The 21209-nt window shown below is 70.0% G+C and carries 11 protein-coding genes; 6 read left to right on the top strand and 5 right to left on the bottom strand.

Annotated elements, in window-relative coordinates:
• Positions 1 to 18: 18 nt before the first annotated feature.
• Together IPN03_21985 and IPN03_21980 are read right to left on the bottom strand one after the other, a co-directional pair.
• Complete coding sequence (locus IPN03_21985; protein MBK9376318.1) at positions 19 to 1122, bottom strand: type IV pilus twitching motility protein PilT; 1104 nt, start codon at positions 1120 to 1122, stop codon at positions 19 to 21.
• The gene (locus IPN03_21980; protein MBK9376317.1) at positions 1119 to 3641 is read right to left on the bottom strand and encodes a PilT/PilU family type 4a pilus ATPase; all 2523 of its coding nucleotides are present in this window, start codon (positions 3639 to 3641) and stop codon (positions 1119 to 1121) included. The genes IPN03_21985 and IPN03_21980 overlap by 4 nt, the downstream gene beginning before the upstream one ends.
• A 123-nt stretch (positions 3642 to 3764) precedes the next feature.
• Between IPN03_21980 and IPN03_21975 the strand changes: the two genes are divergently transcribed.
• The 5 genes from IPN03_21975 to IPN03_21955 are packed head-to-tail and all read left to right on the top strand — an operon-like array spanning position 3765 to position 11910.
• Positions 3765 to 4523 carry a prepilin-type N-terminal cleavage/methylation domain-containing protein gene (locus IPN03_21975; protein ID MBK9376316.1) on the top strand — a complete coding sequence of 253 codons (759 nt, stop codon included), beginning with the start codon at positions 3765 to 3767 and terminating at the stop codon, positions 4521 to 4523.
• 2 nt (positions 4524 to 4525) lie between these two features.
• Positions 4526 to 5095 carry a prepilin-type N-terminal cleavage/methylation domain-containing protein gene (locus IPN03_21970; GenBank protein MBK9376315.1) on the top strand — a complete coding sequence of 190 codons (570 nt, stop codon included), beginning with the start codon at positions 4526 to 4528 and terminating at the stop codon, positions 5093 to 5095.
• Between the two features lie 4 nt (positions 5096 to 5099).
• Positions 5100 to 6374 (top strand): prepilin-type N-terminal cleavage/methylation domain-containing protein, encoded by a 1275-nt coding sequence (locus IPN03_21965; GenBank protein ID MBK9376314.1) that lies wholly within the window; start codon positions 5100 to 5102, stop codon positions 6372 to 6374.
• A gap of 53 nt (positions 6375 to 6427) precedes the next feature.
• Positions 6428 to 7012 carry a hypothetical protein gene (locus IPN03_21960; protein ID MBK9376313.1) on the top strand — a complete coding sequence of 195 codons (585 nt, stop codon included), beginning with the start codon at positions 6428 to 6430 and terminating at the stop codon, positions 7010 to 7012.
• Between the two features lie 32 nt (positions 7013 to 7044).
• A complete protein-coding gene (locus IPN03_21955; GenBank protein ID MBK9376312.1) occupies positions 7045 to 11910 on the top strand; it encodes a hypothetical protein in 4866 nt (1621 codons plus the stop codon).
• Positions 11911 to 11980: 70 nt separating this feature from the next.
• On the opposite strand, the gene IPN03_21950 is transcribed toward IPN03_21955, so the two are convergent.
• The 3 genes from IPN03_21950 to IPN03_21940 are packed head-to-tail and all read right to left on the bottom strand — an operon-like array spanning position 11981 to position 18755.
• Complete coding sequence (locus IPN03_21950; GenBank protein ID MBK9376311.1) at positions 11981 to 16765, bottom strand: glycosyltransferase family 39 protein; 4785 nt, start codon at positions 16763 to 16765, stop codon at positions 11981 to 11983.
• The gene (locus IPN03_21945) at positions 16765 to 17514 is read right to left on the bottom strand and encodes an SDR family NAD(P)-dependent oxidoreductase (protein ID MBK9376310.1); all 750 of its coding nucleotides are present in this window, start codon (positions 17512 to 17514) and stop codon (positions 16765 to 16767) included. The genes IPN03_21950 and IPN03_21945 overlap by 1 nt, the downstream gene beginning before the upstream one ends.
• Positions 17511 to 18755 carry an FAD-binding oxidoreductase gene (locus IPN03_21940; protein ID MBK9376309.1) on the bottom strand — a complete coding sequence of 415 codons (1245 nt, stop codon included), beginning with the start codon at positions 18753 to 18755 and terminating at the stop codon, positions 17511 to 17513. Before IPN03_21940 ends, IPN03_21945 begins: the two co-directional genes overlap by 4 nt.
• Positions 18756 to 19044: 289 nt before the next feature.
• On the opposite strand from IPN03_21940, the gene IPN03_21935 reads away from it, so the two are divergent.
• Positions 19045 to 21207 (top strand): NPCBM/NEW2 domain-containing protein, encoded by a 2163-nt coding sequence (locus tag IPN03_21935; protein MBK9376308.1) that lies wholly within the window; start codon positions 19045 to 19047, stop codon positions 21205 to 21207.
• Positions 21208 to 21209 lie beyond the last annotated feature (2 nt).

Genomic DNA, 21209 nt, shown 5'->3' with positions numbered 1-21209 from the left:
CGCCCGGGAACCGGTCGGCTACTGGATCTCGCCGGCTCGGCGCTTTTCGACGAGAGACCGGAAGTAATCCTTGTCGGCCGCCTTCTCCGAGGCTTCGGTCGCGTCGACGAGGTCCTGGACGACCAGCTCGGCCAGGTACTGGTCCATGCTGACCATTCCGTGCTGGCGGCCCGTCTGCATCAGCGAGGCGATCGTCGACGTCTTTCCTTCCCGGATGGCATTCGCCAGCGCCGCCGATCCGCGCAGCACCTCGAACGCCGGCACGCGCCCCCCTCCCTTCTTCCTCAGGAGGAGCTGGGCGACGACCGCCTTGAGGACCTCGGAAAGGACGATCCGCACCTGCTCCTGCTCTTCGGACGGGAAACCGTCGATGAGGCGGTCGACCGCCTTCGAGGCCGAGTTCGTGTGGAGCGTACCGAAGACGAGGAGTCCGGTCTCGGCGGCGTGCAGGGCCATCCGCATCGTCTCCAGGTCGCGCAGCTCGCCGACGAGGATCGCGTCGGGGTCCTCCCGGAGGGCGGCCTTCAGCGCGGCCGTGAAGGTCGGCGTGTCGGGGCCGAGCTCGCGGTGCGTCATGATCGAGGACTTCGAGACGTGGACGAACTCGACCGGGTCCTCGATCGTGACGATGTGGTACGACTTCGTCTGGTTGATCCGGTCGATGAGCGCGGCGAGGGTCGTCGACTTGCCCGAGCCGGTCGGCCCGGTGACGAGGACGAGGCCGCGGAGCGTCCTGCCGACGGCGGCGACCTGCTCGGGAAGGCCGAGGTCCTCGACGGTCAGGACACGCGGCGGGATCATCCGCAGGACGGCCCCCGGGCCGTGCTCCTGGCGGAAGAGGTTCACGCGGAAGCGGGCCTTGTCGCCCATCGCGTAGGCGAAGTCGCCGTCGCCGCTCCTGGCCCACTCCTCCCAGACGGCCGTCGGTGTGATGGGGTGGAGCAGGTTCTCGAAGTCGTCCTCCTGGACGGCGCGCCACTTCATCCGCACGAGGTCCCCGTCGACGCGGATCATCGGCGGCGAGCCGCAGGCGAGGTGGAGGTCGGAGGCCTTCTTCTCGAGGACGACCCTCAGGAGGGAATCGATACGGGCGCTCGCGCTCCCTGCGTCGGGGCCGCTCATGCGAGCGCCAGCCTCTCTTCGGCGACGAGCTTCTCGAAGGGTTCCTTCTTCAGCGCGCGGTCCATCGCGGCCTCCGCGTCGACCTTCTTCTCCTCTGCGAGCTTGAGGAGGGCCTGGTCCATCGTGTTCATCCCGGAAAGCTGCCCGGTCTGGAGGACGCCCGGCAGCTGGAAGGTCTTCGATTCCCGGATCAGAGAGCCGACGGCCTGGGTTCCGCGGAGGATCTCGAACGCCGCGATCCGGCCGATGCCGCCGCGCCGGGGCAGGAGCGTCTGCGAGATGACGGCCTTGAGCGACTCGGAGATCATCGTCCGGATCTGCCCCTGCTGCCCCGCGGGGAACGCGTTGATGATCCGGTCGACGGTGGCGGGGGCGGTCGTCGTCGAGAGCGTCCCGAAGACGAGGTGCCCGGTCTCCGAGGCCGAGATGGCGAGCGACATCGTCTCCGTGTCACGCATCTCGCCGACGAGGATGACGTCGGGGTCCTCGCGCAGGGCGGCCTTCAGGGCGCGGGCGAACGAGACCGTGTGATGCGGCACCTGCCGCTGGTTCACGAGGCACTCCTTGTTCGCGTGGACGAACTCGACCGGGTCCTCGACGGAGATGATGTGTCCCTGGCGCGTCTCGTTCACGAGGTTCAGGAGGGCGGCGAGCGTCGTCGACTTCCCGCATCCCGCCGGGCCGGTGACCAGGACGAGCCCCTGGGAATAGCGCGCGAGCTCCCAGGCCGACTCCGGCAGCCCGATCTCCTCGAGGGTCGGGATCGTCTGCGGAATGACGCGGAAGCAGGCGTCCCAGCCGAGCCGCTGGGAGAAGAAGTTCGCGCGGAAGCGACCGAGGCCCGGGACACGGATGCAGACGTCCAGGTTCCGGTGCTCGACCAGCTGGGCCCATTCGTCCGTGGAGATGATCGACCTGATGAGCCGCTCGGCGGTGCCGGGAGTCGTGATCCCGACGTCGAGCGGGGTGAGGCGGCCGTGGATCCTCTGGTGCGGGACGAAGCCCGTGGCCAGGTGCAGGTCCGACGCGCCGCTGGCGACCGTGTCCGTGAGCAGGTCCTGGATCGAGATCCCGCTCTTGTTGCGCAGCTCCACCCGGTCGAACGCCACCGTCACCGGAGGGATGGCCTCGCGGGCCGTCTCGCCCATCAGCCGGCCGACGAGGCGCCGCGCCTTGTCGCGGACGTTGCGGTCGAGGTCGGCCACCTTCGAGACCCCGGTGAGGACCTCGCCCACCTTCGGGAGCTTCGGATAGAGGTGCGCGAGGGCGTCGAGGATCTCGAGCTGGTCGTCAGGCCGTTCCTTGGAGGCCTTGAAGAGCTCGAAGAGAGGCCCCGCCGCCCGTGGGTCGCCCAGGCGTCCGAGAGCGCCGACGGCCGCGAGGCCCGTATCCGAATCCCGGAGCAGCCCGATGAGCCTCTGGAGCACCTGGTCTCCCGCGCCGTGCCGGCCGATGTTCTCGAGGGCCTGGACGCGGACCCACCAGTCGGAGCTGTCGAGGAGACCCATCCAGACGGGGACGGCCCGGGCGTCGTCGACGAGGAGGGAGAGCTCCCGGGCGGGGCCCGACACGGCCGGATCGGCCGCTCCGGCGAGCTTGAGGAGCGCCGGGACGAAGCCCGGATTCCCCTGGACGACCGTTTCGAGCGCACGATCGCGGATCCAGACGAACGTCCCCTCGAAGGCCTGCAGGAAACGGGGGGCGAGGATGTCGGCCGGGATCCGTGCGACCAGGGCGAGCGCACCCTTGCGGACCGGGGCGTTGCCGTCGGCGAGCAGGGAGAGGATCTCCCGTGTGTGATCGCCCTTTGCCACGGGAAGGAGGCGCTCGAGCGACGCGAAGGCCGCCTCCGCCACGCGGGGCGAGCCCCCCGAGCGGGCCAGGCCGAGCAGGTGAGTGACGAGCTCCTCGTCGGGTGCCTGCTCGAGGATCCCGAGGGCCTGGACCCGCGTCTCCTCGTCCTCGTCCTTCAGGGCGGCGAGGGCGAGGCTGCGGGCGGCCGGGGAGGTGGCGATCGCCTTCGTTTCGCTGATCGCCCGCAGGGCACGGGATCGGAGCAGGGGGGCGCCGCCGGCCAGCGCCCTGCGGTAGATCGAGAACGCCCGCTCGGCAGGCAGGTCCTGGGCCATCTCGAGCGCGGTGAGCTTGGCGAAGTCGTCCCCTCGCTCGGCGAGCTGGGCGAGGAAGCCTCCGAGATCGCCTCCCGCAGACAGGTCTTTCAGGAATCGCTGGACCCCGCGGCGCGCCGCCTCCGAGCGGGTTCGCGCCAGCGCGACGACGGCGTCGAGCACCGCCCGGTCCACCCCCCGCTTCTTCAGGATGGCGAGCCCCGCGGCCCTGAGCTCCGGGGTCGGATCGGCGGCCGTCCAGGCCACGTCCTCGATCTCGAGGTTCGGCATGGCCAGGAACTTCTCGACGAGGTCCTTCTTCTGGGCGTCGGTCGCCCACTGGTGGGCCTTCAGCTGAGCGACGACCCCCGGGTCCGCCCGGAAGCCCTTCTTCATGATTTCGAGGACCACTGCCTGCCCTCCGTGCGGGGTATGCTAGCCCAAAGGAACGAGCCGGCACGGAGGTGTTACGAATGGGCACATCTCGATACGGTGGTGGACCGCCGGTGCAGGTTCCGACGGAGGGACAAGTCCATGCATAAAGGCCTCTTGCGGTGGCCCGGCAAGCCTCGGCCCGAGACTTGCGACGGTGTCGTTGCGATGTTCTCGGTCCGTTCGTCCATCCATCCCCGACGCCGCTCGCCGCAGCGGGGCGTTTCGCTCGTCGAGCTCCTCATCGTCCTGGCGATGCTGGGACTGATATTCGGGATGGGGGCTGTCCTGATCGGTCCGCCCCTGAAGAAGACCCGGCTGGCGAGCGCCGCCAACGACGTGGCGGTTCTGATGCAGAGGGCCGCAATCGAAGCCCGGACGCAGCGTGGCGGGCAGGGGTTGTTCATCTACATCAAGGGCACGCCCGCGACCCGGACTTTCGAGCTCATCGCCGACACCGGGGGAGGCGGGGGAGGGGACGGCGTCTTCCAGGATCCATCGGGCGGGGCGCCCCCCGATTCGCTGATCGCGAACGTCTCGCCCGTCCGGCTTCCGACTGGAATCGTCTTCCACGACCTGCCGGCGCCCTACAACAACTGCTGGTCCAACTGGGGCGTCAGCGGCGGCAACTTCGTTCTGGGCCTCGACTACCAGGGCAGGACCGTGGGGCCCGGGGCCCCCGGGGCCCCCGGCCGCCAGATCAATGGCTTCGCCTCCGTGAACCTCACACACGCCGACATGGCCTCCGGGCTCGTTACCCCGCTCGTCGTCCACCGGCTGACGATCGGCCCGGTGTGGGGCGTTCGCCATACACGTCTCGTCCGGGATGCCGCTGCGCCTTCCGGATGGAGGGAGTACTGACGATGACCGTGCGCCGTTCTCTCCGTGCCCGCCGCGGCTCGAGCTTCATCGAGATCCTCGTGGCACTGGCCATCCTCGCGGTGCTGATGGTGGGCATCCTCCAGATGTTCTCCCTGGCCCTGCTCACGAACGGCGGTTCCGCGGCGCGGACCGATCTCCTCTACAAGGCCCAGCAGGTCGTCGAGAACCTTCGCCTGGCCTACGCGCTCGAGTCTCTCGGCAACCCCGCGGCCCGCACCGCCGCGGGCCTTCCCGCGACGATCGTGGCCACGACCACGCCGATCTACCTCCCGTACAGGAGCAGCGATCCGAACTGGGCGTACTGGGGCCCCAATGGCGCCAACGTCGTCGACGAGGAGCGCCTTCCGTACCGCCTCTCGTACACCGTCGAAAACCGCGACGCGAACTTCTGGCTCGTCACCGTGACGGCGACTCCTGTCGACAACCCGAGGCTCCTCCCGTCGTCGGGCGGCTCCCTCCCGGTCCCGACGACCGCCTTGAACCCCCGTCGCTATCTCAGCCTCGGAAGCAAGCTGAAGATCGTGACGTACTCGGCGCAGATCGAGAAGTAGGACGATGACGATGAGACGCTCCCGCGGCTTCACCTTTCTCGAAGCGCTCATTTCCATCGTCATCCTGAGTCTCGTGATGATCGTCGCGCTCACGCTCCTCGTGTCGATGCGCTCGTTCGCCTCCAAGCAGCAGGCATTCACCGCCCCGCGCCAGGCGGCGCGCAGCGCCGTCGACTACATGTCCTTCTTCGTGGCCGGCGCGACCGACCTGAACGTCGATGCCGGGAACCCGAACGCCCTCGTCATGTGGACCACGTGGGGAGACAACGGCGGATCCGTCGCGCGGCAGGCGTCCTTCAACAACCTGACCGGGGCGCAGGCGGCGCTGGGCTACGGAGACGCCGGGACCGACATCATCACCATTTCCGTCCCGACGAACCCGGTCCGGATCCCCATCGTCAAGTGGACCGGCTCGGCCGTCGCCAGCAAGACGATGGAGGTCAACTTCACCGCGGGTTGCCCGGACGACGCGAAGAACCTCGACCTCTTCAAGCAGGCGACGGGCATGTTCCAGGTCGGCCCGAAGGAGCACAGCGGCATCCTCACGGTTCAGGACGCCACGGGCCGCTGGCGCTACATGCAGATCACGAACTACAACTGGAGCAAGTGCTCCGAGTCGGGCGTGGGCAAGTCGAACGAGGTGATCCACCTGGAGATCACCCCCGGCAACTCGGATCAGCTGAATCCCCCTGGGGGCTGGAGAGAGGACCTCGTCCCGCCGTACACCATCAACGCCGGCACCGATTTCACGTCGTTCCGCGTGAGGAACCGCAGCCTCGAGCAGAAGACGTCCGGGGTCGATGCCGCGGACAACTACTCCCCCGGGATTTTCAACCCGGATTGCGACAGGGCGGCTCCCCTGGCCGGATGCCCGACCATCGGGTTCACGCCGGTCGTCGAGAACGTCGAGGACCTGCAGATCGCGTACGTCTTCGCGGACGGCACGGTCTGGAACACGGCGACCCAGGTCCTGGCCACGACCGCGCCGACCGGCGCCGCGAGCAACATCCCGGAGCAGGCCCTGACCGACCCGGCCGTGACGCCCGGTCCGAGGGACGTCGTCAACGTCCGCGGCCTCCGCATCTCGGTCATTGCCCGGTCGAACCCGCTGGACATCGGGGCCCGGGGCCTCTCCGCGGCGTTGAGCTCGGGCCGCATGCGGAGGCGTGCGGTGGAAGACCACCCGGCTGGCCCGGTCGACACGATCGCCAACGGCGCGTTCGACCGTTTCCGGCTCACGACGACACTCGTTCTGCGGAACAGGATGCTGGGGTTCTGACGATGCGCGGAAGACGAATCAGCAGGTCCCGGTCCACGCGCGGCAGCGCGCTCATGATCGTGCTCCTCGTAGTCATGGTCCTGACCATCGTCGGCCTGGGCGTGGCCTATTTCACCCAGCTCGAGGACCAGACGTCGGGCAACATCCGCCTCGCGAAGACGGCGTTCTACGCCGCCGAGACGGGCCTTCGCACCGGGGAGAGGGCGCTGACGAACGCCACGACGTTCGCCGTCTCGGCCACGGAGCTCATCTCCATGGGCGGGACGCTGATCGCCCTTCCTGGCGGGGGAAGACAGGGGATCCCCCTGAACATCCGCGGGCAGCTCTTCGACCGCCTCGGGCTGACGGCGGCCAGCGGGACGAACGACGTCTCGTTCTTCTCCCTCTACATCCGGAACAACGCGGAAGACCCGGGCAATGCGGTCGCTCCGGCCGTCGACCGCGACAACATCATCAATCTCATCTCGGTCGGAGAGGTCTGGACGGGCGTCGACGCCGGCGGGCGTCCGTCGGGCCGTCTCCTGGCGACGAAGATCCTCGAGGAGCAGATCCGTCTCGCTGCTCCGGGGGAGAGCTTCGCCGACCAGGAAGGCGCGAACCAGGGCGGAACGAACACGGGTCAGATCGGGCCCGGATGACGACTCGGGCGACAGGGTTTCAGGAGGACACGATGACGACTTGGACGTGGTACCACAGGCTCGGAGCGGCGGTTCTGATCCCGTTGCTCGTCGCGAGCGGGCCACTGGCCGCGGCTCCGACCGAGGGATACGACCCGATCCGGCAGATCTCGGTGCAGGCCGTCCCCGCCAACCTCATGATCACCCTGGACCGGTCCGGGTCGATGGCCCTGGACCGGTACGGCAACGGTTTCGTCCGCGGCCCCGGTCCGGACGGGAAGTGGTTCACGGGGGACGACGTCTTCGGCTCGATCGACGCCGGAGGCTCGTTCATCGAGAACGTCCCGCACGGCTCGCCGATGATCGACGCCTGGGGCGTCCCGCCCCTCCGGAACACGAGCGACCCGGCCACGGGTGGCTACGCGTTCCCGGGCGGGGTCGTTCCCGTGAAGATTCCGGGTGAGAACAGCACCGGGAAGCTCCGCTGGAAGGCGGCCGAACCCACCGAATGCGAAGTCGGCAGCGGCCTCTTCGGCCGCTACTACGGCGGTGGATCGACCAGTGAGATCTGGAGGATCGACGGGGTGAACGGCATCGACCCCCCCGACCCGGCGCCGATCGCGGCCCGCGTCGACCCCGTCATCGACTTCCCGAACTGGAGCGGAAGGCTCCCGGCCGGCGTCGGCGCCGCGGGCCCGACGTACTTCTCCGTCCGCTGGGAAGGATGGCTCGTTCCCCCGGACACCGACAACTACATCCTGAACATCAAGACCGACGACGGCGTCCGGCTCTGGTTGGACGGGGTCCTGGTGGCGGGAGACGTCAACTGGACCTCCGGCCACGGAGCCACGCCCTTCGAGACCGCCCCGCAGCGTCTCGTGCGATGCAATCGCTATCGGATCGAGATCGAGTACTGGCAGGGCGCCGGCCAGGCCAATGCCGTCCTTTCCTGGAAGAAGGCGTCCGCTCTGGGTCTACCCACCGTCATTCCGACCACGTTCCTCGTCCCCGACAATCGCCCCGTGACGACCGCCACGGTGACGCCGACACGTACGGTGACGCCGACACGAACGGTCACGCCGACGAGGACTGCGACAGGAACGCCGACGCCGACGAACACCCCGGGTCCGACGAGCACGGTGACGCCGACGCGGACGGCGACGAACACCCCGGGTCCGACGCGGACCCCGACGCGGACGAACACCCCGGGCCCAACGAGCACGGTGACGCCCACCTCGCCCCCGACGCGGACGCCCACGATTACGAACACCCCGGGTCCGACGAGGACGGCGACGCGGACGAACACTCCGGGTCCGACGCGGACGGCGACGCACACCCCGGTGCCGACGCGGACGGCGACGCACACCCCGCTGCCGACGAGCACGCCGACGCCGACCCGGACGCCGACCCGGCCCCCGATCCAGGGACGGCTACTGTCTCCCGCCGGCCATACCGAGGAGCCGGTGCGCTGGGCGAGCCTCGACCTGACGCGGCAGAACGACGCCCGGGCGCTGCCCCGCCTGCCGCACATCGCGATGTTCCCCCCGCCGGGCCCACCGGCCGCACCGGCCCCGCCGGTGCCGCCCCCGCCCTCCCCGGTCGCCACGTCGACCCCTGTGACGCCGTCTGTGGCGGACGGGGTCCCGCCGCCGCTCGATACGCGCCTCGGCCGCAAGTGGCGCTACATCCTGAAGTTCGATCTTCCGTCGCGCATCGCGACGATGAAGAACGCCCTCGGCGACTCGGTGTCGATCATCCCGTCGTACACGCCGCCGTCCTTCGACCTGGCGACGCGGAAATATCAGGTGAACACCGCTCCCATCACGGACCCCCCGACCGCCCCGGTGTGGGCATCGGCCGACATGGCCGGAGACTGGGCCAACCCGGCGTACACCGTGACGATCCGCTCCATCAAGGACACGAACAAGTGGCTCGAGCCGCCGCCGTACTCCGGCACGTACACCGTGACCGAGGAGAACCCTGACTGCACGCCGGGACCGGGCATCGTCGCCGGCTGCACGACGTTCGAGTTCGAGCTCGATTACCCCGATTCCGGCCCGAGCGGAATGGGCGATCCGGGGCCGCCGTTCGACGCGATCGCCGACTGGGCGACGGGACTCCCCGAGGCCGGCGTCGGGACGTGGAAAACACAGGCTCCCGCGAACATCATCTGGAAGAGCCGCGAGCAGATCAACTGGGGCCTCATCGCCTATTCCAACACGGCCCTGGACACCTGCACCAACTGGGATGGGACGGGGAGCAACCTCCTCATCACGCCCATCAACCCGATGGGAACCGACGTGAGCGGGATCCTCGCCTCGATGCGCCTCTCGCGGGACAACGGTGTCGCGGTGGGAGGCGGTACGCCCACGCGAAGTGCGCTCAACAAGGCCCAGCAGCAGCTCATCGACACGTTCTCCATCGACCCGCTCTACCTCTGCCTTCGCAACTACGGCGTCATCCTCGTCACGGACGGGGAGTCGAACGCCTGCAACGATCCGGGCGGAGCGGACGCGAACAAGGAGTGGGGGGCGCGCTGCCCGACCGACTGGGAGAAGTACCCCCCGCAGATCACAGACGACATCTGGAACCTCGACCTGACGGTCCCGTACGCCGGCAAGACGCCGGTCCGGGACACGCCGATCAACCCCAGGTCCTGGGTCATCGGCTTCGGGTCTGAAGTCGGCAAGTGCGAGCTGAACTACACGGCATTCAAGGGTCGCACCGACGCGAACTCTCCCGCTGCCGACGCCGGGTTCAGCACGAACGAAGACCCGCGTCTCAAGCGTTGCACGGCGACGGACGTGGACGGAAATTGCACCGCGTGGGAGGACGCTCCCTACGACCCCAGCCAGGACTACGCCTACTTCGCCGACGACACGCAGTCCCTCGTCACGGCCTTCGCGAAGATCACGGCCGCGGCCGCCTCGGGCGACTACGCGACCGGCGCCCCCCTCACGGGAGGAGCCGCGGGATACGGCAACATCGTCTTCCTCTCCTCGACGCAGTTCCCTCTCTGGCAGGGGCATCTCTACAAGTTCGACACGAGCAAGATCAAGATCACGGTCGACCCGGTGACCTTGGTCGAAACCAGGACCTACGAGCCCGGCTACCGCGTCTGGGACGCCGCAAAGATCCTCGCGGACCGGAACCTCGCGACGGCGCCGAGACGCATCTTCACGTGGGATCCGTCGACGTTGAACCTCATCGACGTCAACGCCGGGGGGGCGCTGCCCGCCCTCCAGGCGATCGAGCCGACCGTGACGCCGGCCGTGATCGACTTCATCAACGGCAACGACGGGACCGGCGCGGCGAGGTCGGCGAGACTCGGGCCGCTCATCAACACCGTGGCCTCGATCGTCGCCAGGCCCGTTCCGTACGAACAGCTGCCTCCTCTCACCGGGTCGCACAGCGCCTTCGAGGAGCTTCACAAGGACCGCAAGCCCCTGATCTGGATCGGGTCGAACGACGGGATGCTCCACGCGTTCGATTTCGACTCCGGCGTCGAAGTCCTGGCGCTCTTCCCGCCCCAGCTCCTGAGTTCGCAGGTCACGCTCTACGACAACTTCGTCGATGCCGACAGGAAGGGCACCGGCCAGCCGGACAACTTTACGAACATCTACGGTGTCGCCGGGTCCCTGCGATTCGGTGACGTCTTCTTCCCGCCCCCGAACGCGGGCTACCGCACGGTCGGCTTCATGACCCTCGCGGGGGGAGGAGACCTCCTCGCCGCGATCGACATCACGCACCCCTTCCCGACCGACCAGGGTTACGACGCGGCCGCTCCCGTCAAGATCATCTGGCAGAAGACGGCCGCGACGGGCCTGCCCGGCCTCGGCCCGACGTGGAGCCTTCCCGCGCTCGCGCCGCGCAACTCCACGTCCTGGTCGATCCTCTTCGGGGCCGGTTACGACACGGCCAGCGTCTACGGTCCTCCGCCCCTTGGTCAGAAGATGCCACGGGTCTTCCAGCTCAACCCGGTGGACGGCACCCGGATCGGGGGGTCGGCGTTCACCGACCTTCCCCTCGGGGCGGGCGATTCCTGGGTCGGAAACCAGGCGTTCGCCGACGGGGTTCTCTTCCGCCATACGGCGTCGGCCTACGCGTCGGACAACGTCGCGACCCGGGGAATTCAGGCCGACCTGAACGGCCAGATCTGGTTCCTCGACCCGAACGACATCTCGAGCACCAAGTGGGTCGGGATCGACGCCTCCGCCGTCGCGGGCCAGTCCCAGCCGGTCTACTACCCGCCGGCCGCCGGGGGCTTCGGCGTTCCGTCCTCGACGGGCTGCAACGTCTATGCGTTCGGCTCGGGCACGTTCTACGAGGAAAGCACGCGGGTCAACGGCCCGGCCACCGGGATCGAGCCCGGCTTCGTCCCGAGCCTGTATTTCGCAGGCAAGGACAAGGGCGCGGTGGACCCGAGGATCGGCAGCTCGGCCGTCCTGCGCATCAAGATCAACGAGATCCTCCGCCCGGGGACCGCTGCAGACATCCTCGCGTATGGGCCGAGGCTCTCGCCAAAGTCGCAGATGACGGGTGCGCCTCTCCTCCTGATCGATCCGAAGGGAATCCAGCCCAACGTCGGCATCTTCGTCATCTACGACCCGAGCGTGGGCTGCAACGGAGCCTCCTACGCGGTCACCGTCCGGTGGAAAACGGCCGCCTGCGACGCCCCGCTCACCGTGAAGGAAGGGACGTCTTCCGCCGTTTCGACGACTCCGGGCGGAGCGGTCGTGAAGACCGTCTTCGCGGGCTTCGGCGCGGCCAGCGGACTGACGTCGGTCGGGGACCAGGTCTTCACCGGTATCGCGGGCCTCGGTGCCGGCGGACAGGCCGGTCTCTACGGCATCGAGGAGAGCGCTGCGTTCGGAACCGGGACCACGTTCCGGCCCATCTGGTGGAAGGAGCTCAAGTAGGGCTCGTCATCCCTTCGAGGCCTGGGTGGCCGGGACGTCGCGTCCCGGCCACCCAGGGTCTCCCGGCTGACTATCGTTCGCCCCTCGGCCGGCGTTTCAGCCAGTAGAGCTGACCGTCGAGCGCGGCCGCCAGGATTCTCGTCTCGCCCGGAACGAAGGTGAGGCCCGTGAACCTCACCCCTTCGCCCCCCGTACCGGGAATCCGGAGCTTCATCCGCGGCTCCCCGTCCCGCGAGAGCATCCGCACCTCGCCGTCGAGGGGTACGGAGACCCAGGCGTTGCCGTCGCCGTCCACCACCACGTGGGGCTCCGAGCGGGCCTCCGTCCGCCAGCCCTGGACCGGGACGGAGGAGAGAAGGCGGCCGTCGGGGTCGAACCGGCACAGCCTGCCGTTGCCGTTGTCGCAGACCCAGACCGTGCCGGCCGCATCGACGAAGATCCCCATCGGGTCGTTGAGCCGCGTCTGCTCCGGCCCCGAGTTCCCCCACTCCTTCTCCACCCGCCCGTCGATCCCGAACCGGACGACGCGGCCTCTCCCCGTATCCGAGACGAAGACGCGTCCCTTCGCGTCCGTCGCCACGCCCCGGGGCCCGTAGAGCTCGGCCGTCAGCTCGGAAATGTAGACGCCCTCCGGAGAGAGAATCTGGATGCGCGAGTTCCACGTGTCGGCGACGTAGATCCGGCCGTCGGCACCCACCGCGATCGCGCTCGGCTGCTGGAACTCGAGCTTCCCCGTCCCCTTCGAGCCGAAGACGACCGGCGACCGCAGATCCCGCTCGAAGCGGACGACGCGGTCGTTGCCGAAGTCCGCGACCCAGACCCGGCCATCCGGAGCGGAGGCGATGCCGCGGGGCTCCGACGGGGCCGCCGTCTCCGACTGCGGCTCGAAGACGACTGCGGTCGCGATGCTCGCCAGGCGCGATGTGGCCGAATTCAGCCGCGGCCCGAGGAGAACGCGGTACAGCGTCAGCCCCGGATGCGTGAAGACCGGCTGGAGGAGGTCCGGCAACCGGCCGAGCGCGCCGTCCTGGCCCATCGCCCCCCGTTCTTCCCGGCCCGACACGACGAAACGGGTGCCGTAAGTGGAGAGGACGCGGCCGGCCGCATCCTCTCTGGAGGAATAGAGCAGGTGGGCGTCGGAGATCCTCCGGTCGATCGCCTCGCGCGGCTTGCCTCGCTGGAAGACGTGGTAGTCCCAGCCGACGATCGTGGGCAGGCCCGAGTTCGACGAGAAGCGGGCGTACTCCTGGTAGGCGGGGCCGTAGGCCTCGGCGATCGCCGGAAGGCCCGCGACGTTCTTCTCGAGCCAGGCGACGGCGGCGGACTCTTCGGGACGGTGGGTCGCGAGGTAGGCCAGCCCGTCGAGCGTTCCGCGCGGCGTCTCGACGCGTCGCGTGCGGACGTGACCCACGAAGGCCAGCGCCGAGGTCGCGAACGCGGCGAGCGCGACGATTCCGGTGGCGGCGCGCCAGGCGAGGCGAGCGGCGCGGGGTTGCCGGGACCGGGAGACGAGCTGGTCGACGGCGGCTGCGCCGGCGACGGCCAGGAGGAGGGTTGCTTCCAGCCCGAACTTGAAGACGGTGTTCATCCGGTCCCAGACGTAGACGAGCTCGCACCCTCCGAGGACCAGGAAGGCGAATGCCGCCAGGGCCGGGGCGGAGCGTTCCTGCGGCGGCAGGCGGTCGCCGAAGGCGAGGACGAGGCCGACCGCCGCCAGGCCGAAGACGAAGACCCGGATGGAGGGGGCCGGGGCCAGACGACCGTGGAGGAGGGCCGCAAGGTCCACGAGGGAGAGCGCGAGGAGGGCCGTCGTCCCCCAGGCCCCGAGGGCGGTCCATCGCCGGGGACCATCCGAGCCCTCTGCCGGCCTCGAGTACAGCAGGAAGAGGAACGGGACGAGAAGGACGAGTGCGAGGCCGTGGACGAGGCCGAACGGGAGCGGTGCGAAGAACGGCCCCGCCTCCCACCCGACGTTGCGTGGCGGGGGAGAGAAGGTCGTCCAGAAGGGAAGCGTGAGGAGAAGGGCGGGGAGCGCGATGGCCGCGGCGGGAACGACGACGCCAGCGAGGAAACGGCCGACGTGCCGGGCCGGTAGGGGAGGGGCGGGCCGCGGTGTCGCGGCGACGGCGGAGACGGCGAGGAGGAGGACGAGGAGTCCGGCGGCCGTCGGCGCGCTCCAGCCATTCGTGATCAGGAGCGTTCCGAGAAAGAGGGAGGCGAGGCCGAGGAGGATCGAACGGCCGAACGGCGGCACGTACAGGTCGGGGCTCGTCCGTTGCCGTGCGATCAGGAGGAGGACCCCCAGGAAACCGAGGAGGAGCGGGAACGCGAGGACGTGGGCGTGGAGGTCCGCGAAGAGGAAGCTCCAGAAGGGGAACTCGTTGATCTCCCCCTGGGCCTTCAGGACGCGTGACATGGCCCAGAAGGTGTCGAAGTCGAGGGCCCGCCGCCGCCAGAGCTCGACGAGCCCCGACAGGTTGCCCGCGAAGAGGCCGAGGAGCACCGCCCACGCGCCGGTCCGCATGCGCCCGCCGAGGAAGGCTCCCGCCGAGAGAAGGCCGGCCGCGGTCAGCGCGGCGGTCGAGGCGATGCCGAGATTGAAGGCGAGGGCGGGGTGGACGGCGAGCACCTTGGCGAAAGCCGCGACGAGGAAGTGGCCGAAGTAGGTGTAGGACAGGGCCGTCCCCGAGAACCACGGCTCGGGCGGAGGGAGATGCTCCGAGCGCAGGAGGGCGTTGAGGATGCCGAAGTCCATCGGCTTCTCGCCCCAGTAGATCTCGGGCGACCACGCGCGCAGGGCGGCGAAGAAGAGGAACGTGCCCCAGAAGACCGCCTCCGTCGTCACGAGCTCGTGCCTCGGCGCCTTTCGCGGCGTCCTCCCCGGGAAGGCCCCGAGGAGGATCAGGCCGGCGGCGAGGGCGAACGTGATGGAGGGGACGAAGGTGAACGGGCCCCACGCGACGAGCCCCCACGCCGCCGCGCCGAAGAGGGCGACACCGACGAGCTTCGAGAGCGCGTAGACGCCGGGAGCGGCAGGGAGACGCGGCCCGAGGAGGCGCCAGGCCGCGAGGCCGAGCGCCTGGAGGAGAGCGGCCCAGGCGACGAGCGCGAGCCACGTCGAGCGGGTGCCGCCGATCCGCTCGTCCGAGTCGGCGTTGGGATCGGCGGGCCGGGCCAGCAGGAGGTCGGACCGGGAGAGGGCCTTCGAGGGCGTCTGCTGGCGCAGACGGCGCTCGAGCTCTGCCGCCGTCAGCCGATCCGCGTTCCGGAAGACGATCGCCTTCGGGTGGTCGTACACCGAGAACGACTCGTCGGCCAGCTCGCTCGGGAGGCGTACGCCGAACAGCCGGGGCGGCGAGGAGAACGTGCGCTCGAGCACGTAGCCCAGATCGCCGGCGAAGAGGAGCCGGAAGAGACGGTCGGTGTCGCGGAACCGGTCCTTCGCACGGGTGATCGCACCGTAGAGCCGCTTGGTCTGGAGGACGAGGACGTCGCCGGACGCGAGACGTTCCGCGAGGAGCCGCGTCTTCTCGGGGCCGTCGAGCTCGTAGAACGCCAGCTCGAGGGACCGGAAACGGTCGGCCGGCTGGTCCGGGAAGGAGAAGGGGAATCCCTCGTCCCAGTTCTGCGTGAGGACCGTCGCGCCCGGCGCCACGTTCGCGTGGAACCACTTCGAAGCGGCGACGATGGTGTGGGGGCGCGTGTAGATCGAAAGGAAGGCCAGCAGGTACGCCCCCGAGAGGCCGAGGACGGCCCGTCGCGCGAGACGGCGCCCGCCGCCCCGCTCGGCGTCCCGCCGGGCGAGGAGCGCCGCGGCGCCGAGGAGGAGGACGGGGTAGAGCGGGAGGAGGTAGCGCGGGAACTTGACGTCGAAGGAGGCCGTGACGACGAAGAAAGGAACGGCCCAGGCCCAGACGAGGAGCTCTCTCGGCTCCTTCTTCCTGGCGAGGGAGAGAAGGCGAGCGGCCGCGCCGATGAGGGCCGCGACGCCGAGGGCCGGGCCGAGGCCCCAGAGGACGATCTCCTTCAGGTCGTAGAGGACCTTCGGAACGCCGACGTACTGGTTCGTGTAGGGGACCGAACCCGCGTTGCGGACCATCTGACCCTGTTCGGCGACGCCGGCCAGGAGCTCCCTCGCCGCGAAGAGCGCGGAAGGCTGGCCGGCGAGGAAGGCGGCGGCCAGTCCCGCACCGGTCGCCGCGGCCAGTCCGAGGGAGCGGGCGACGCGGCGCGTCCGAAGGAAGAACAAGAGCGGGGCGAGGGCCAGCGGGAGGAGCAGCGTCGCCGCGCTCGCCTTCGTCGCCAGCGCGAGGCCCGCGGCGGCGCCCGCGAGAGCGAAGGAAGCGAGCGTCTCCCGCTCGACGGCCCGGACGAGCAGCAGGAAGGTCGCCGTGACGAGCGTCGCGAGCGGGACGTCGTTCGTCGCGAAGTGCGAGTTCTGGACGTGGAACACCGCGATCGCGAGGAAGGCCCCGGCGAGAAGCCCCGTCCGCTCGCCGAAGAGCTTCCGTCCGAGGAGGGCGAGGAGAACGCAGCCGGCGGCGCCCCAGAGAGCCGAGAGGGCCCGGCCGGTCAGGAGGATCCCGTCCCAGGAGCCGAACCACGGGCTGACGTTTCCGAGGAGGGAACTCGTCCCGCGCGTCACGTAGAAGGGGAGCGACCCGTAGGCGTAGAACTTCGGGTCGAGCTGCAGGGGAGAGAAGGAAAGCTGCTGGACGGCCTCGACGATCCGTCGTTCGTCCGGGTGGTAGTTGTGCCCCTGGTCCCAGTTGAGGCCGAAGAGCCGGACCGCGAGCGCCCCTGCGAAGAGGAGCGCGAGGAGGATCTCGAATCGGCGCGAGCGGTTCTCTGTCATCAGATCGGAAGCCTCCGGAAGACGGCAGCCGGGAGGGCCCCCAGGACCGCCATGATCGGGCGCCAGTACCAGGGGGTGTAGACCACCGCGCGTCCGCGGGAGAGCGCCGAGAGGACGTCTCGCGCCACCGTCTCCGGCCGGGCGAGGAGCGGCGACGAAGCCGGAAACTGTCCCCAGGTCATCGCACTGTCGGCCGGTCCGGGCTTGACGCAGAGGACCGTGACGCCGTTCGGGGCGAGACGGGCCGACAGGCCTTCCATCGCGGCCGAGAGCGCCGCCTTCGTGGCGCCGTAGGAATAGTTCTTCCGGCGGCCGCGGTCTCCCGCGACCGACGAGAACGCGCAGAGGAACGAACCGGGTCGCGGGCCGAGAAGCGTCGCAGCCGTTTCGAGAAGCGCCATCGTCGACCGGACGTTCACGTCGATCATCTCGAGGCCGGCGGAGGGGTCGCGTTCGACCTCCTCCTGGTCGGGCATCGCGGCGAACGCGACGACGACCCCGGCGAGACCGCCCGCCAGCGCGGACTCGGCACGGGGGACGAGGGCCGCGGTCGCCGCGGCGTCTCTCGCATCGAAACCGAGCGCGGCGGCCGGGACGCCGAACCGAAACCTCAGGTCTGCCGCGGTGCGCGCCGCCTCGGACGCGTCGCGTGCGGCCAGGACGAGTCCGTATCCGCGGCCGGCGAGGGCCTCGGCGACGGCGCGCGCCAGGGTCGACCCCGCGCCCGCGACGAGGACGTTCCCCGTCACGGCGCCTCCACGAGGCCGAGGCGGCGCGCCTGGGCGGAGGAGAAGCGGCCTCGAGGGTCGAGTCGGTTCCGCGCGGCGCGGAACTCGGCGAGGCGCGGGTACATCGCGGCAAACGTGGCGGCGTCGGTCAGGGCGTCCTTGGCGAGGTAGAGCCGTCCGCCGAGTCTCAGCAGGACTTCGTCGAGCCTCCTGGCGAGGGGGCGCAGGCGCTCTCCGATGTTCGGGATGTCGAGGCCGAGCGTGACGCCCGGCCGGGGGAAAGAGAGAAGGCCCCGCCCTGCCGGCCCCGTCGTCTTCAGAACGGCGAGGAACGAGGCGGCCCGCTCGCGCGAGATCTCCTCGAGGAGGCGGCGGCATCCTTCGGCCGCTGCCTCGCGCGGGAGCAGGGCCTGGTACTGGACGAAGCCGCGCCGGCCGTACAGACGGTTCCACGCGCCGACCGCATCGAGGGGGAAGAAGAAGCTGCCGAAGCCCGAGAGGCTCGTCCCGTCGCGCCCTGCGGCGTAGTAGAGGGCGTTGAAGGCGGAGATCGACAGCGGGCCCAGGACGAAGGGAGGGGCGTCGACCGGAATTGCCGGGCCGATGCCCTCGGAAAGAGCGCCTCGGGGGCTCTGTCCGCGGGGCATCTCGGCGAGAGGCACGTGATCGCCGCGAATCAGGACACCGCGACCGAGCGAGGGGCCGCGCGCGAGGCCGTCGATCCAGGCGACGGAGTATCGGCTGAGGCGCTCTTCTTCCTCGAGGCAGGCGAGGAGCTCGTCGAGGTTCCGTGCCCGCCGTTTCACGACGCGGACGAGAGGCGTTTCGACCGGGAGGATGCCCAGGCGCGCGGAGAGGATGACTCCGGTGAGCCCCATGCCGCCGATCGTGGCGTCGAAGGCCTCTGCGTTCTCCGCCGGCGAGCAGCGGAGGACCTCGCCAGAGGAGGTGAGGAGCGTCAGCTCCTCGACGTGCCGCCCGATCGTCCCGTCGACGTGGTGATTCTTGCCGTGGACGTCGGCGGCGAGCGCCCCGCCGACCGTCACGAAACGCGTCCCGGGGACGACCGGGAGAAAGAAGCCGCGTGGAACGAGGAACGAAAGGAGGCGGGCGAGGGACGTCCCGCCCTCGCACGTGACGGAGTTGTGATCCGTGTCCAGGTCGAGGATCCGCCCGAGCCGTTCGGTCAGGATGACGGCTCCGCCGCCGTTGAGCGCCGAGTCCCCGTAGGACCGGCCGAGGCCACGGGGGAGGACCGTCATCTCGGGCGCGGATTCCATGACGGCTGCCAGAGACGGCCACGATTCCGGCCGGTACGCGGCACTCGTTTCCGACCCGAACCGGCCCCAGCCCGCCAGGTGGAGAGCGACAGATCGCAGGTGGCCCGACGTTGGAACGCGGGCCGGCTCGCTGCGACTCATAGGCTCGCGCCAGCGCGGACCTGGTTACGGAGGGATCCGGAGTCGTAAAGCATAGGGTCCGCCGATGATAGGGCGCGGCTCGCCGTTTGTGTTTCCGCGCGGCCTCGGGCCCCCTGTAAAGTCCGTCGTGATGCCGCTCTCCCGCGAGCCTGTCCCGCCGCGCGACAGGATCCTCGTCGCCGCGGTCGCGGCGGCGGCGGCGGCGTTCCTCCTCTACCGGCTCGGCGGATACGCCGGGACCCTGCTGATCTGGGAGCCTTCGGTCGTCTCGGGGTTCGAGAAGGGGCTTCGGGAAGGTGTGAGCGCGTGGCGCTGGGCTGCCGGCGCGTTCCTCTGGGACGACGGCCTCCTCTCGGCGGGGCATACGAGCCTGTTCTACGGGGCGCCGACGTACGGCCTCTTCCGGGCGTTCGGTGTCGGGCCGGCGGCCCTGAGGCTCTTTGCGGTGCTTGCCGCCGTTCTCTCGATTCCCCTCGGCGCGCAGACCGCTTCGCGTCTCTTCGGGCGACGCGCCGCCGTCCCGGCGGCAGTCCTCGTTGCCCTGAGCCCGCCGCTCCTCTTCTACGCAAGGTACGGGACCTCGGCGTCCGGAATGCTGCTCTCCGCCTGGATCGCGTTTGCCGCGGCGCTCCTCGTTCTCACCGTCGAGAGACCCGGCGTGCGGCACGGACTCGTTGCGGCCGGGGCGCTCTACCTGGCGACCCTCCAGTACGCGCCGGTGCGTCTTCTCGTTCTCTACCTCCTCGCCTTCCTCGTCGGGGACCTCCTTCTCCGGCCCCGTGCAGGACGGAGGGCCTGGGGAGCCCTCGGAGCGCTCCTCGCCGGAGCTCTCGTCGTCCTCGCCCTGCAGGTCTCCTTCGGGCGGCAGGGCGCCTTCCTGCGCGCCCGCGGCGAGCAGTTCCTCGAGATGGTCCGCCACACCGACTACCTTCGGGAGTATCTCGGCCGCCCCGTCGACCCGGCGAAGGTGACGTTCAGGGACCGGATCGAAGTGGCGGCGGCGATGGTGGGCCAGACGGGGCCGCAGCTCGCCAACCTCCTCGCCCCGAAGCTCGGCCTCCCGAACCGGGGAGAGGCCGTGCAGGGCGACCCCCCGATCCTGGCCCTCTTCGCGGTTCCGCTCACGCCGTTCGTCCTCTGGGGTCTCGTCCTTTCCTGGCGTTCCGCGCGCCGCGCGCCGGCGCATCTCCTTCTCCTCGGGTGGCCTGTCGCGACGATCGCACCCCTCCTCCTCACGACGCGCGTCGACGCTCACCGGATCGCGGTCGCCTACGTTCCGTTCGCGCTCTGGGCGGTCGCGGGACTCATGGCGGCGGCCGATTCCCTCGCGGCCCGGAGTGTCCTGCGCGCGACCCGTGTCCCCCTCGGGATCGTCCTCTTCGGGGCGACCGGGTTCTTCGCCTTGCGTCCCATGATCGTTCCCCGCGCGGAGCCTTCCCCGTTGGCCGGCCTCCTCGTCGAGTCCGTCCGCGGCAACCGGCCGGTCATCCTCGGCGTGCGCGGAGACCATACCGCGGTCGGATGGGCGCAGCTCACTCTTCTCGACCGGCTCCGCTCCCGGCCCGGTTTTCCCAGACTTATCCTCGAGGAGCGGCTGCTCATCGGCCTCGCGGGGCCGACGGAGCCACCGGAGAGAAACGCCCTGCGCGAGGTCGAAGACCTCGTTCTGGACGGGGCGGACGTCGTCCTTGCGCCGGAGTCGGAGCTCGCGGTGGCAGGGCGAGCCTTCGCTGCCGAAGGCCTCGCCGTCCAGCGGATCGAGCTGGACGGAGATGCCGCCCTGAAGGTGACGAAGGCCACGGGCGCGCCGTCCGCGCCGGCAGGCCCCGGTGCCCACGTCGTACCGGGAGGGACGGTTCCCCTCGTCTTTCTCTCCGCCCTCGAGCCCTTGCGCGTCGACTGCGCCTTCGCGCCGCCCCGGATGGACGCGGCCTGGGACGGCTCTGCGATCTCTCTCGGGGCAACCCGCTACGCGCGGGGCATCGGGATGCACGCACCGTGCGCGGTCTCCTGGGCCGTTCCCGAGGGCGCCGCGACCTTTCAGGCCGTCGTCGGCCTGCAGCCTTCGGCGCGGGGATGCAAGGACGCAGCGGTCCGGTTCGAGCTGAGCGACGAGAAGGACCGCAGGATCTACCTGAGCCCGATCGTCGATCTCGCGTCGCCCGGGCTCGAGGTCGCGGTTTCCGTCTCCGGAGTGAAGGTCCTGACCCTGGTCGTCACCGAGGGAGGGAACGGCCGCGACTGCGACCACGCCAGCTGGGCGGATGCCGCCTTCGTGATGCCGTCGCCCTGACC

The organism is Holophagales bacterium, from assembly GCA_016719485.1.
GTDB lineage: Bacteria > Acidobacteriota > Thermoanaerobaculia > UBA5066 > UBA5066 > UBA5066.
This window is presented reverse-complemented; position numbering and strand designations above follow the sequence as displayed.